Source organism: Brevibacillus sp. HB1.2 (assembly GCF_013332495.1).
Taxonomy (GTDB): domain Bacteria; phylum Bacillota; class Bacilli; order Brevibacillales; family Brevibacillaceae; genus Brevibacillus; species Brevibacillus porteri.
Genome location: NZ_JABMIU010000001.1, coordinates 808,354 through 821,062 on the forward strand (window position 1 = coordinate 808,354; position 12,709 = coordinate 821,062).

At 46.5% G+C, this 12,709-nt stretch carries 14 protein-coding genes; 3 read left to right on the forward strand and 11 right to left on the reverse strand.

The features are described from left to right. Window positions 1-42 precede the first annotated feature (42 nt). The 7 genes from HPY28_RS03715 to HPY28_RS03745 all read right to left on the reverse strand — a co-directional run bounded on the left by HPY28_RS03715 (window position 43) and on the right by HPY28_RS03745 (window position 6,270). Window positions 43-1,731, reverse strand: a complete 1,689-nt coding sequence (locus HPY28_RS03715) for a DUF4179 domain-containing protein (protein ID WP_174230081.1) — start codon at window positions 1,729-1,731, stop codon at window positions 43-45. Continuing rightward, complete coding sequence (locus HPY28_RS03720; protein ID WP_174230082.1) at window positions 1,712-2,281, reverse strand: RNA polymerase sigma factor; 570 nt, start codon at window positions 2,279-2,281, stop codon at window positions 1,712-1,714. The genes HPY28_RS03715 and HPY28_RS03720 overlap by 20 nt, the downstream gene beginning before the upstream one ends. 198 nt (window positions 2,282-2,479) lie before the next feature. After that, window positions 2,480-3,334, reverse strand: a complete 855-nt coding sequence (gene ant(6) / locus HPY28_RS03725; protein ID WP_174230177.1) for an aminoglycoside 6-adenylyltransferase — start codon at window positions 3,332-3,334, stop codon at window positions 2,480-2,482. Window positions 3,335-3,478: 144 nt separating this feature from the next. Next, window positions 3,479-4,036, reverse strand: a complete 558-nt coding sequence (efp, locus tag HPY28_RS03730) for an elongation factor P (RefSeq protein WP_007725738.1) — start codon at window positions 4,034-4,036, stop codon at window positions 3,479-3,481. 41 nt (window positions 4,037-4,077) lie between these two features. Next, entirely contained in the window at window positions 4,078-5,148 is a 1,071-nt protein-coding gene (locus HPY28_RS03735; RefSeq protein WP_174230083.1) for a M24 family metallopeptidase, read from the reverse strand. 28 nt (window positions 5,149-5,176) lie between these two features. Further along, on the reverse strand, window positions 5,177-5,617 hold the full coding sequence (gene aroQ, locus HPY28_RS03740) for a type II 3-dehydroquinate dehydratase (protein ID WP_017247984.1): 441 nt from the start codon (window positions 5,615-5,617) through the stop codon (window positions 5,177-5,179). 140 nt (window positions 5,618-5,757) lie between these two features. Continuing rightward, a complete protein-coding gene (locus tag HPY28_RS03745; protein WP_254613048.1) occupies window positions 5,758-6,270 on the reverse strand; it encodes a YqhR family membrane protein in 513 nt (170 codons plus the stop codon). A gap of 124 nt (window positions 6,271-6,394) precedes the next feature. Between HPY28_RS03745 and HPY28_RS03750 the strand changes: the two genes are divergently transcribed. Then, window positions 6,395-7,342 carry a DUF1385 domain-containing protein gene (locus HPY28_RS03750; protein WP_017247982.1) on the forward strand — a complete coding sequence of 316 codons (948 nt, stop codon included), beginning with the start codon at window positions 6,395-6,397 and terminating at the stop codon, window positions 7,340-7,342. A 36-nt stretch (window positions 7,343-7,378) separates the two neighbouring features. Continuing rightward, window positions 7,379-7,732, forward strand: coding sequence for a hypothetical protein (locus HPY28_RS03755; protein ID WP_174230085.1), 354 nt, complete (start codon window positions 7,379-7,381; stop codon window positions 7,730-7,732). A gap of 43 nt (window positions 7,733-7,775) precedes the next feature. Here HPY28_RS03755 and HPY28_RS03760 read toward each other — a convergent pair whose 3' ends face one another. The 3 genes from HPY28_RS03760 to HPY28_RS03770 all read right to left on the reverse strand — a co-directional run bounded on the left by HPY28_RS03760 (window position 7,776) and on the right by HPY28_RS03770 (window position 9,920). Next, window positions 7,776-8,705 (reverse strand): patatin-like phospholipase family protein, encoded by a 930-nt coding sequence (locus HPY28_RS03760; RefSeq protein ID WP_174230086.1) that lies wholly within the window; start codon window positions 8,703-8,705, stop codon window positions 7,776-7,778. 120 nt (window positions 8,706-8,825) lie between these two features. Beyond that, entirely contained in the window at window positions 8,826-9,257 is a 432-nt protein-coding gene (mntR, locus tag HPY28_RS03765) for a transcriptional regulator MntR (protein WP_173621541.1), read from the reverse strand. Between the two features lie 99 nt (window positions 9,258-9,356). Beyond that, a complete protein-coding gene (locus HPY28_RS03770) occupies window positions 9,357-9,920 on the reverse strand; it encodes an NADPH-dependent FMN reductase (RefSeq protein WP_017247978.1) in 564 nt (187 codons plus the stop codon). Window positions 9,921-10,076: 156 nt separating this feature from the next. Between HPY28_RS03770 and HPY28_RS03775 the strand changes: the two genes are divergently transcribed. Then, complete coding sequence (locus HPY28_RS03775; protein ID WP_174230087.1) at window positions 10,077-11,084, forward strand: hypothetical protein; 1,008 nt, start codon at window positions 10,077-10,079, stop codon at window positions 11,082-11,084. Window positions 11,085-11,252: 168 nt separating this feature from the next. On the opposite strand, the gene HPY28_RS03780 is transcribed toward HPY28_RS03775, so the two are convergent. Then, window positions 11,253-12,590: a M28 family peptidase gene (locus HPY28_RS03780; RefSeq protein ID WP_174230088.1), complete on the reverse strand. Its 1,338-nt coding sequence runs from the start codon at window positions 12,588-12,590 to the stop codon at window positions 11,253-11,255. Between the last annotated feature and the right edge of the window lie 119 nt (window positions 12,591-12,709).

The following is a 12,709-nucleotide window of genomic DNA, read 5'->3' on the forward strand; positions in this document are numbered from 1 at the left end:
CCCCCTCTTTTTTGCATCGGAGGGGGATTTTTTCGTTTTGACTTAGCGTTTGTCAGTCGTTTGGAATGGAACTTCCCAATTCATTCCCTGGTACTGACGCCATTGCATCAAATGCTCCAGATTCAGAGTTTTCGGCAGCTTTTCTATGTCACGGATAAAGAACGTACCGCTGACATGTACACGCCCGTCCTTGTCTCTCTTGAATGATTGTCTGACGAGCAATTTGTAATCTTGCTTGGCATCACCTTGCGCATTCCATTCAATTGCCCTGATGACGCCCTCTGGAAGAACAGCCGTGTACGGGATAATCGCACCTTTCCCCTTGTACGTATGTTCCCCTATTTTTTCCTCGCCCTCCGTCGTTTTCAACGTAACGCCTGAAAAGGTGTACGTGCTGTCATGACTCGTTACGGTTACCTTTTCCTTGCCCAGCTTCTCAACAGGTATGCTTGCTTGAAACTTCGCCGGCTCAAACAGGTACAGGGAGTGCAGCCTGAAAGTATACGTTTGGTCGTCAGCCAAAGGCGCGATGCCATTCAACTTCGTATATCGTTTCCCCTCGTCATGCAGCTGTCCTCGGTAACCGGGAGATACCGTGTTTTTGCGAATTTGATTGATTTCATCCCCGTTAATGGCATCATCCCATCCCGCTACCACTTTTCCTTTTTCATCCACGATCTCATAGGCCAATCCGATGTCTACGAAATATCTCTCCACGCGCGCTGCATCCGTGAACCCATCTGGTGCGTTTTCCTTTACGACCCAACCATTTTCTTCTTTTATTTTTTGAACCTGCTTCGCTCGCTCTTCCGTCCACGTTGTCTCCAATTCAATTAAACTGACACTAGGCACAGTCTTAATGTTTTGCAACGCTACCTTAATTCCATGCGGGGTCATGAAATCTTTCCCGATCGTAGTTTCATTTGCTGCCGCTCTCGCCTTTTTCAAATCGACTGGAAACTCCATCTTCCAGCTGCCTTCTTTTCCATCCAGCATCGTTGCGTCGACGCCAACAACCATTTCATCCAGTTGCGTCTTACTTTCTTTTAGGAATTGGAAGATATCATGACTAATGACAAGATATTCGCCTTCCTCCCCGATGCTATAGCCCCCTCCATCTGGATTGAGCTCTTCACCTGACTTCGTTTTATACGTAAGGTTCACATCGATTTCACCCGGTTCAAACGGGATCCGCTTGCCATTTTGATCGACGACTTGAGCGAAGATAGCCATTCGCACCGGATCAGCAACCACTTCTTTCACATTCAATGTAATTCCTTGATCGGTTGCGCTCTTATTGATGGCTTGGGCATAGCCTTTTTCGGCTGCCTGCTTCATTCCGGTGTCTATGCCTTGGATGGACTGAATGACACTGTTTACATAGCTCGCAAAAGTCGGTGACACCATGGACCCAAACGCAATAATCGCTGTAACACTCGCTACGGCTAACGCGGTTTTTTTCAAAATAGTTACACTCCTCTTTTTCCAATTTGATTTTGGTGTAGGAGTACGCACGGTCTCTAATGCCATCATTACCTGAGCAGTAAAGTCGATTGGCAACGTACTGGGGACTCGCAGGCTCGAATAGTCCTCGCCGCTCTCATCTTCGTCCACCATCTGCCGCTGACAGCACAGGCACGCTTCTACGTGTTGTTCCATCAGCCTGGCTTCGTCAGAAGATAATTCTCCAACCAAATACTTGCGCAATTGTTCAGTTTTGGAGCAGTTCATAGATAGCACCCCTTCCTGACCTTTCTTGCGCCATACTTGCCCGGAGCTTTTTCTTGGCGTGATGAATGCGCATTTGCACGGTTGTAATCGGGATATGCAGAATTTCGCTAATCTCCTTGTAACTCAACTGCTCCATGTATTTCAGCAGAAACACAATGCGGTATTCCTCACCCAGCGCCATGATTTGTTGTTGCAAGGCGTCTTGCTTTTCCTTTTCCAAATAAGCTTTTTCGGGTGTATCTGTTTCAATCAGTCTGATTTCTTCCAATGGCGTCTTAAGGTAGCGCTTGTTCTTGCGCCACGCATCGACGCACAAATTGGACGCAATCCGATACAGCCAAGCCAAAAAAGCATCGGTCGGCCTATATTTGTCCAACTGGCAGTACGCCTTGATGAAAGCCTCCTGCGTCAGGTCCTGGGCATCCTGCTGTTGTCCTGTCATGCGATAAAGATAGCTGTATAATCGATCCTTGTACTTGTCGACCAGGTACGCGTAGGCATCGCGATTTCCTGTTTGTACCTGTTGAATAAGCAACCAATCATCCTGCAATGGAAATCCTCCCGTTTTAAAAAAGTTCGCTGCGCAGCGTTCATTTTGGCAGGTTCATATAGATTAACGGATCATTTAGGTTTTTCTTTCCAAAAAAGAATACATTTTTTTAAAAAAGCTTGAATCAAGGGGATTCACTGGCCGTCTCCACTTCCAAAAATAAAACCGCCCTTGATAAGGGCGGTCGAATGACGTCTATCACTTCCATGAATGGTAGATATTTTTCGCGTACTTGGAAATGGCTTCATCGTAATCTGGATACGAATATCCGAGACTTTCTGCCACTGCTTTGGCGTACTTTCGAAATAATTCATAGCAAGTGAATAACGATTCCCACATCTGCGTGTAGCCATTTTCGTGATAAGTGGATCGTAACGCTTTCCAATCTTCTTTTGGAAGATAGTGATCTATAAATTTGTAATTTTTCCCAACACTAAAGGTAAACCCTTTCTCACATCCGATTTGCCAAGCCATCATTCGGAGCAAATTCGGTCGGGCAATTTCGTTGAGATGGTCAATCGCAAACAGGATTTCTTTTCTTGCCAGACCTTTAACAACGTAAGTAGAGACCATCCAAAATTCATTGCAGCAGTCATCAAACTCTCTAGCAGTTGGCTTCCGGGTCCAATATTGACGATCGGAAGCGACCACCTCGTGTTTGATAAGCTCGTCCTTATCCAGCAAAACCTCAACTAGACCGTCGCTATCTGCAAAATACTGCTCTGTCTCGTCTATCGGAATCAGCGTCAGATCTACTTTATTTCCATCCTCAAATAGCATGAGATAGGAAAACCAATTCCCTAACTCGGACGGAAAAAGCTCCATATCCTCCGGCTTTTGCATCATAATCCGATTCCCAAAAACATCGAGCCATTGATCATTTTCCTTAAAAGAATCCATCTCTGTCACAAAATACGAAATATCATAATCTTGGAATGGATCAGCGGGTATGTTTTTGTTCGTGCGTGACCCTTCCAAGGTTACCAACCGGATTCGATCATCCTTCCTGGCGAAATCGATCAGCATGCTCATCATTTCTTGTTCCGTTCTCACAGCCATCCCCCTCCACCCTACTATTTCTCCGTCCACTTAATGTAGTGCAATTGCATAATTTTTACAATACCGCATCATTAGGAGAAGCAAATAAAAAAAGCTGCACCCATATATGGGCACAGCTTTTTCTTCCAATCCGTACTTTTACGCGCGGGAAACGTATGCTTCCGTACGAGTATCGATGATCAGACGCTCTCCTTCTTCTACGAAGAGAGGAACGTTTACTACGAAACCAGTTTCCAAGGTTGCTTTCTTTGTTACGTTAGAAGCAGTGTCACCTTTTACACCTGGCTCACATTCTGTTACAACGAGTTCAACTGTGTTCGGCAATTGAATACCGATTGTTTCCCCGTTGTACTGCATGATTTGCACGTTCATGTTTTCCTTGAGGAAACGCAGTTCACGCTCAATTTGCTTTTGAGTGAACGTCATTTGCTCATAGGTTTCTGTGTTCATGAAAGTGTACTCGTCTCCGCTCGCATACAGATATTGCATCGTGCTGGATTCGATACGGGCAGGGTTAACTTTTTCACCACCGCGGAAAGTCATTTCCGTCGTGTTACCGCTGCGCAGGTTGCGCAGTTTGGAGCGAACGAAAGCCGCACCTTTACCTGGTTTTACGTGTTGGAATTCTAGCACGGTAAAAATATTGCCATCCACTTCGATTGTCAAACCGGTACGAAAATCGTTTACAGAGATCATGGTAGTCCTCCCAAATCAATCAATAACAGAATAAGTATAAATTACACAGGCAAAATGAGCAACTCTTTCGTGGACTTGTTCAGGTTCTCATGACCATCAGCAGTAATCCACACATCGTCCTCGATCCGAACGCCACCAAGTCCTGTTACGTAAATGCCTGGCTCCATCGTTACGAGCATACCTGGCTCCAATACGAAGGTACTTACAGTCGACAGCCCTGGCAGCTCGTGAACTTCCAGTCCGAGACCGTGACCTGCGCTATGTCCATAGGCATTGCCATAGCCTGCTGCTGTGATGATATCTCTCGTTGCAGCGTCAGCGTCTTTTGCGGATACACCTGGCTTCAGTGCTTCCAAACCTGCGAACTGTGCACGCAGAACGATTTCGTAGATTTCACGCATTTTCGGGTCTGGCTCTCCCACAGACAATGTGCGTGTGATATCGGAATTGTAGCCCTGATAAGCAGCACCAAAGTCGAGCGTAACCATTTCCCCTGCCTGAATTACTTTCTCGGAAGCTCGTCCATGTGGCAGAGCACCGCGCACACCCGACGCTACGATCATATCAAATGCAGAGCCTGTCGCTCCTTGTTTGCGCATGAAGTATTCCAATTCCAAAGCAACATCGGATTCACGCACACCTGGCTTGATGTAGCCTTGAATATGCGTAAATGCTGCTTCCGCGATACGAACCGCTTCACGAATAATAACCATCTCGGATTCGTCTTTAAACATGCGGATTTTTTCAAGCAGACCGCTTGTTGGCACCAGTTCTACTCCTTCAAATCCTTTGTTCCAATCCTGATAGGTGCTAAAGGCCACACTGCTCTCGAATGCCAAACGCTTAATCCCTTTTTCTTGCAGGAGCTTTGCAATCGATTCAACAGCTTTTCTCTCGTTATTTACTACAGTAAATTCAGGTGCTTGTTCTTGCGCTTGTTCCACATAGCGGAAGTCAGTGACGAGAAACGCCTCTGTTTCGGTGACAATGACCCATCCCGTTGATCCGGTGAAACCACTCAAGTAGAAGCGATTCTCTGTTTTTTCGGTAATAAACGCCTCTGCTCCAACTTGTGTAAGTGCTTCGCGCAATTTATGCAAACGTTGTTTCATGGCAGCCTTTTCCCCTTTTTGACAGCTTTTATTTTTTTTCGATTTTACGGACGAGCGCTCTTAGCGCCCATTCATATCCATCGATCCCCAATCCGACAACTTGTCCAATCGCGATAGGAGCGATGACTGAGTGATGGCGAAATGGTTCCCGTGCATGAATATTGGAAATATGTACTTCAATCGTTGGCAGAGCCACACTGGCCAATGCGTCTCTGATCGCATAGCTGTAATGTGTGAATGCCCCTGGATTGATCAAGATGCCGTCATGGACACCTCTCGCCTGATGAATCGCGTCGATGAGGACACCTTCGTGATTCGATTGGAGATGCTCAAGCTTTCCGCCCAACTCATCCATGACACCCTTCAGGATTGTCACCACATCCTCCAGCGTTTCCCTTCCGTAAACATCCGGCTCCCTTGTCCCCAATAAATTCAGGTTGGGTCCGTTCAATAACAAGACGGAAGTCATCGACCATCCCTCTCCCTATAAAAGTTTTTTTACTAATGAAACATTTTACCACAAGCCGTCCTAGTTCCATAGTGGGCATTCATCTATGAAACTTTTCGAACATTGTTACATCCATTTTGACAAGGAACGGAGAAATCCTCCTACCTTGTAGACTCATTCCATGTATGATTCTCGTCGGATTGCTCGAGTATGATTGTCATCCCGATAAACAAGCCAAACGTCAAATACCATGCACCTTCCGTACTTAAAGTGGCTATCTCCCAATTTCCGATATGAAAGAAGAAGCCTGCTATTACTAGCATGCCAGCCCCGTAGACGAGTCCCAGCCACCAGGCACGGATCCGGCTAAAAAGCAAGCTGAACACAAAGGAAGCAACGGCTGTTTCAACGAATAGCACGATACCACCAAGACACACGCTCGCAAACTTATTTTCGTCCTCGATGCTGATAAAGGGACGTGCAAAGGCTCCGACTCCATACGGGGTCATGTTCAAGAAGTGAGCTATCAACCGAGCGAGCCCCCAAATAATCGTTCCCCAGAATGCGACCTCCAAAATCTTCGAAGTGGAGATTCTTTTACTCCCCTGCTTCTCTTCTTCCGTATGGGATACACGCGCTTGCTTGTGTTTCCGTCCTGTTTTGCTTATTTCCATTTCCATCACCTCTGTTCTCTAGTATGCTCTTCCTCTAAGCTTTTCACTTTTGCTTTACATTTGTTGGAAAAGCGCGAACTCCTTGTAGCTTCAAGTCGCCATTTCCGTTAATATAGTGGTAAGGATGGTGATTGTATTGGCGCAACAAAACGTACCTAGCTACGGCGGTCAGGCCGTCATCGAAGGTGTTATGTTCGGTGGCAAAACCATGACTGTTACGGCTGTTCGCAAAAAAAATCATGAAATTGAGTATTTTGAATCCCCAAGATCGGAATATAAATGGATTACTACGCTGAAAAAGATTCCGTTTGTGCGTGGGATTGTTGGTTTGGTCGAAGCCAGCGCCAATGGGGCCAAACATCTCAACTTCGCCTCTGAACAATACAGTATGGAGTCTGGAGAAGAAGTATCTGAAAGTCCATCGAAGCTCACTATGATTTTAGGTGTTGCTGTCGTCGGGGTACTTTCCTTCCTGTTCGGGAAATTCGTATTTACACTCGTTCCCGTTTTCCTGGCTGACTTTTTACTCGGAAAATGGGTACCGGATGGCGTTCCTCAAACCTTGGCTGAAGGCGGATTTAAAATCTTGCTCCTCCTCGGCTACATTACAGCGATTGCACAAGCTCCGTTGATTAAAAGGCTTTTTCAATACCACGGAGCCGAGCATAAAGTGATTAACGCATTCGAATCCGGGGTAGAATTAACAGTAGCCAATGTACAAAAATTTTCCGCTCTGCATTATCGTTGCGGTAGCAGTTTTCTCATTTTCTCAGTGTTCGTCGGTGTCGTGATTTACTCACTGTTCAGTTATGACTCCCTGACGGAGAGGGTCGTACAACGCATTGTTCTTTTGCCACTGGTAATCGGCGTCTCTTACGAGGTTTTGCAGTGGACAAACAAGCTCCGTGATGTACCAGTCCTACGTTACCTTGGTTATCCAGGATTGTGGTTGCAAAAGATCACGACTCGTGAACCAGATGACAGCCAAGTCGAGGTAGCCATCGCTTCATTCCAAAAGATGCGGGAGCTTGATCAGAAGCACGTGCAGGAAAGAATGGTTACGACCGGATAGCGTGAGGCATTTTTATTCCCATAGAGGTGAAGCCCTATGTTACGCCGCATTCCACCAGTGATTCTGATAGTGATCGTATTAGCGATTTACGGATTTTTGATCACACTCATCAATGACCCTGTTAGTACGATTATCATCTTGGGATTATCCGTTGTACTTTTCTTGGTCGTGCGCAACTATTTACAAACCGGCTCCTTCTTTTCACAAGGCGCAGGCTCTGGCAAACCTAGACAGCCAAAGGTGAAGCCAAAGCCCTCCATAGGTCGGCAAGCAGTGAAAAAGCAGTCGACTACCCCGAGAAAAGATCATCCGTTTCGTGTGATCGAAGGCAGCAAAGGAAAGCAAAAAGAGAAACAAGACGAAAAATCGCAAAATAATATCTCCCACTAAAAACAAGAACAGGTTGCCTGAATCGGCGACCTGTTTTTGTTTTTCACACCAGCATTTTCGGAGAGCTATTGCGAAACACTTTTACGTAATCTTCAAAATCCCATTGTGCCAAAAATTTGTGAGCGGCTGCCTCCCCTGACTCAAACAATCGCTGCCTCATATCTTTTGATATCTGAAATTGGGTTGTCCTTACCCCTAATGTATGAATGAAAATCGTCCGAACGGCTTTTGCCTTTTCCACATACAGACGGTCATGGGCATCGAGCATAGTCGCCAGCAATCCCCGAGAGAAGGAAAAAAGACCTTTGATACTGGTTGCTTCTCTCTTGTTTTGATCATCACTCAGGCGAAAACCAATTGTCGGCCACCGGGGAGTCCCCTCTACATCAAATAACCACACGGGGTAGTTGCTCAATAATGCGCCATCGACGATGTAGTGCACATGTCCAGCACTTGTCAGCTTTGCGGGCTGAAAAAAGAACGGAATAGAGGAAGACATACGAACGGCTCGTGCCACAGGAAAATGATCTGGTTCTACACCATACCGTGCCAAATCGTCGGGAAATATAAGCATTTTTCCGTCAGTGACATCAGAAGCGACAACTTTCAGCTTACCAGGAGGAAGATCTCCAAATGTTCGTACTCCTTTTCGCTGTAACAACTTCTCTATGAACAACTCGATTCGATCTGCTCGATAAACCCCTTCCCGCACGACTAGTTCATAGATTGGTCCGATGAGAGGGAGCCTGCCCAGCCCTGAGCGCTTGAGAAAGTGAAGGTAATCCAGCTCTTCAAAGATCGGTTTCAACTCATGGCTTGAATAGCCTGCGCCAAGCAAAGCTGCAACAATGGAGCCAGCCGAGGTACCAGCGAGCCTTTCCCATGTGTATCCATTCTCCTCCATGACTCGCAAGGCACCGATAAAAGCGATTCCTTTTACGCCGCCACCTTCAAAGACTGCATCCGCTTTCACCTTGTTTCCCCTCCCTAAAATTCCTCCCCATTTTCCATGTATAAGACGACAGCTTTTCCGTTACCACAAAGAAAAACGCAAGCCTGGTCGGCTTGCGCTATAATACGATAACGATATAGACTATTCCTCTTTTTGCTCATCTAACAAACGAATGTTACGAAGCTCTTCTATACGCTTTGGATCTGACTCGAAGTACTGAACCAGATACTCCAGGCATGTAATCGATTCCCAGCTCAGGTGGTGCTCGATTCCTTCCACATCCTGATAAATATGCTCTTCATCCAAGCCAATGATCCGCATAAATTCTTCTAGAAGACTGTGACGGTCCACTAGGCGTTTTCCGATTTTCTTCCCTTTTGGCGTCAAGACAAGCCCGCGGTATTTTTCATAAACGAGATACTTGTCTTTGTCTAGCTTCTGAACCATTTTCGTGACCGAAGAGGGATGTACTTCTAACGCTTCAGCAATATCGGAGACACGAGCATAGCCCTTTTCTTCAATTAAGTTGTAAATGCGTTCCAAATAGTCTTCCATACTCGGCGTCGGCGGCATTGTGAACCCCTCATTTCCAAACCGTTATTTCATCAAGCCAAAAAAGGCACGTAGAAATATCATACCGTGTAATGAGAACCATTTGCAAGAGAAAAGTACCTATCGCAGCTGTTTTTCTGGTGTTGGGTTCATCATTTGGACATATTGTACGAGTTGTTGACCCAACTGCTCCATGCGCGCCTGCAAACGCTCATCCTTCAGCTTGCCTTCTGGTGTAAAGGCATTGTAAGCACTTGGGATGGAAGGGCTAGATGGCAACGGCCATGCATGCAGGTTGCGCATGATTAACTGCAAAGTGTTGACCGTGTTCGTAGCACCCATGCTTCCCCCAGCGACGCCAATGATGGCAACCTGCTTGTCACGCAAAATGCGCCCTTCCAGGAAGTCAATGGCGTTTTTCAAAGCACCTGTCATTGTGCCATGGTATTCAGGCGAACCGATCACAAGTCCATCCGCTTCGGAAACTGCTTTGACAAATTGATGGACAATTTCAGGGTACGTACTGGTATCATCACGATCATCATACAGCGGCAGCTTCCAGTCCGCGAGATGAATCATTTCAACATCGGCACCTGCAGCCTTCGCTGCTTCGAGTACAATATGAATCGCTTGTTTTGTCGTAGAATTGGCATTCATGCTTCCGGCTATTCCTACAATTTTCATGGTTTCACCCCATCGATAATCTAAATACTGGTATGATCATCATTATATTCCATTAAGTATATTTTGTAAACATTTATGTTTATTTAATATCGTCTGTTCTGAACAGACCTGTTTGTCACATACACTTGTACCAAGTTGCAAGTGAGGATGATGCCTATGGACAAAGTCGCTTGGAATATCGCCGTGCTTTTTGCAGGGTCTGCGTTAGGTGGATTCTACTTGGGTGGATATGAGTGGTTACGCTTTTTTACTTATTTCGGTTCCTGGGGGACAATAGGCATTGCACTTGCGGCTCTTGGCCTCGGATGGTTCGGCGTCCAGCTGTTGACCTTTTGCCATCGCAAGCAAATTGGCTCCCTGTACGAGCTGTACTACGTATTGTGTGGCGAAGCGTTCGCTTCTAGCCTATCTGTAATCACCCACATTCTGCTATTGGGCTATACAGGAGTCATGCTTGGCCAACAGGCAGATTTCCTCTTGGAGGAGCTCTCTCCTCTCTGGTTCATCCTTCTGACCATTGCAGCCATCTTCTTTATCATAAATCGTTGGAGATGGATTGTCACTGCAACAGCCATATCTCTATCCTTCGGTTTATTATTATTCGGATTGATTTTCAGTGCACAATCCCATGTCCCAATACCGAGCTTAGGTTATCAAATGAATGTGAACTGGCTGATTCACGCCGTATTTTTCCTTGCTTTGCATTTTCTTATCAGCTTGGCCACGACTCTACCTCTGGCAGTCCGTGCGTCCCATGAGCGAACAGTTCGGATGGGGGTAATCATCGGTGCTGGAATCTTCCTTTTGTTCACGTTTTTAGGTCAAGCTATCCTTCTTGCCCACTGGCATGATGCACACTCCTCTATATTGCCTATCAAACAAATTTTGGTTCAAATGATGACGGGTGGCGATTGGCTTCTCGCTACCCTCTCGCTGGTGCATGGTGGAGTCATTGTCGCAGCCCTACTCTACTCGTTGACACATCCAATTGCGACACGTCAACATCTACAAATGCTGCCATTGATTGTCGTCATGCTGCTTACCGTTTTGGTATTCTCTCTCCTCACACTCGTGGTTCCGTGGAGTATGTCTGCAATCGCCAGTGCAACGACCTATTGCGGTATGTTCTTAATGGGCTGGTACGTTTGGAAGCATCAGCATTGACCTGATTGATTGTTTACTCGTAGCTCCTGTGGTCAAGACAAAGTCTTGGCCACTTTTTTCGCATGATAGGACCCATTTCAACGGACTCATCGTCACGTAGGCCTCCTCTACACATGGTTACTCTCCCTCATTTTACCACAAATGAAAAACGTCCCCCGAAGGAGACGTTTACTGCAAAGCCTCACTTTCCGCTTTCAGCTGTACCCCATTTGGAGTACCCAACGGATAAGCTGGCGTTGTTTGTGCCGTAATTTTGTGGATTGCTGAAAGGACCGCCTTAGTCGCCTTTGTAATTTGTTCCCAATCCATTTGCGCCAAGGAGTCTTCTTTTGCTTGTCCTGTCTCTGCATTCGTCACAAGTGCCGTAGGAATACCTGCGGCGGCCAAAGAGCTCGCTGCACCGTTTCGTTCACGTGTACCATTCTTTTTGAAAGGAGATGCCCCTGCTTCTCTCAGGAGTTGGATTGGCAGATTTTCGTTGCCCAGCGAATTGATTGCAACAAGCTCTGCCTTTTGACTGCCCACACCATCGACATAGAAGGCTGCAATCATGGCTTGTCGTTCCTTGGCTGATAAGGCATTCGCATAAGCAATCGGGCCTCTGTTTCCCGATGTAACTGCACCAAAGCTGACAAACCTCACTTCCGTATCGATCGGCTTGTCAGCCATATTACGCGCGATTTCAAGTAAGGCCGCTACACCGGAGCCATTGTGATTTGCCCCAACCGATACCCCAGTGGAATCATGATGAGCGGATACCATGACGACCTGCCCGGTGTCGTTTTGATTGGGCTTTCGACTTGCCACGATATTATACGAGGTTTGCTTGATGCTTACGGCTCCTTCCACCTTGACGCTTCCCTTTACGGGCCGCTTGTCCATGATGCGTTGTTGGAGCTTCGTGCCATCCGCCTTAGACAAAGCTATTACAGGCACAGCGATATCCAAAGGTTCGCCCAGCGAAGCATTCCAGCCTTCCTCTCGATCATTCCAGATGATAAGAGCAACGGCACCGGCAGCTGCTGCTTGACGTACTTTTTCTCCGAACGGAATCTCGCCTCGCTTGACCAAGGCAATCTTCCCCCGGGATGCATCATTCGCAAAATCAACCGCTCTTCCCAAGCCTGCATCCACCACTTCTGCTGTCGCGGTTCCATTGATCCCAAAAGCAAATCCACTTACTGTCCATTTTTGACCTGGCCATTCTTCTATCGTCAGTGATAGAGTAGCAGGCTTTCGGTACGTATAATAAGAAAAGGGATCGAGCTTGGTCTTGTACCCGTAAGATCGAAGTGTATTTTCCACATAGACAGCTGCCGTAAATTCCGTTTCAGTAGCAGGTGGACGAGCTGTTCTCGCCAATTGCTCAACATGGCTATACAAGCGTTCACTATCGATCCAATCTTGCGTTTCCTCTGCATGAGCACGATGTGAAAGGAAAGGTATCGGAAATATCGTTCCACAGACAAGCAAGGCACATAGCGCATAATGACGGACTGATCGCATGGCATTCTCCCTTTCCTTCGCTCTTTGCATTTATTATGGGCGGTTATGACAAATAGAGTCTAGTCAGAATAGTTAGTCAAATAACTTCATCCTGCGCCATCCCTGGACAGCTTTCGCTT

Excerpts from the sequence above, each read along its gene's own strand:
- HPY28_RS03780 (WP_174230088.1), bottom strand. The coding sequence starts at position 12,590 with ATGCGATCAGTCCGTCATTATGCGCTATGTGCCTTGCTTGTCTGTGGA.
- HPY28_RS03770 (WP_017247978.1), bottom strand. The coding sequence starts at position 9,920 with ATGAAAATTGTAGGAATAGCCGGAAGCATGAATGCCAATTCTACGACA.
- aroQ (WP_017247984.1), bottom strand. The coding sequence starts at position 5,617 with ATGACTTCCGTCTTGTTATTGAACGGACCCAACCTGAATTTATTGGGG.
- HPY28_RS03715 (WP_174230081.1), bottom strand. The coding sequence starts at position 1,731 with ATGAACTGCTCCAAAACTGAACAATTGCGCAAGTATTTGGTTGGAGAA.
- efp (WP_007725738.1), bottom strand. The coding sequence starts at position 4,036 with ATGATCTCTGTAAACGATTTTCGTACCGGTTTGACAATCGAAGTGGAT.
- HPY28_RS03735 (WP_174230083.1), bottom strand. The coding sequence starts at position 5,148 with ATGAAACAACGTTTGCATAAATTGCGCGAAGCACTTACACAAGTTGGA.
- mntR (WP_173621541.1), bottom strand. The coding sequence starts at position 9,257 with ATGCCGCCGACGCCGAGTATGGAAGACTATTTGGAACGCATTTACAAC.
- HPY28_RS03750 (WP_017247982.1), top strand. The coding sequence starts at position 6,395 with ATGGTGATTGTATTGGCGCAACAAAACGTACCTAGCTACGGCGGTCAG.
- HPY28_RS03745 (WP_254613048.1), bottom strand. The coding sequence starts at position 6,270 with ATGGAAATAAGCAAAACAGGACGGAAACACAAGCAAGCGCGTGTATCC.
- HPY28_RS03775 (WP_174230087.1), top strand. The coding sequence starts at position 10,077 with ATGGACAAAGTCGCTTGGAATATCGCCGTGCTTTTTGCAGGGTCTGCG.
- HPY28_RS03755 (WP_174230085.1), top strand. The coding sequence starts at position 7,379 with ATGTTACGCCGCATTCCACCAGTGATTCTGATAGTGATCGTATTAGCG.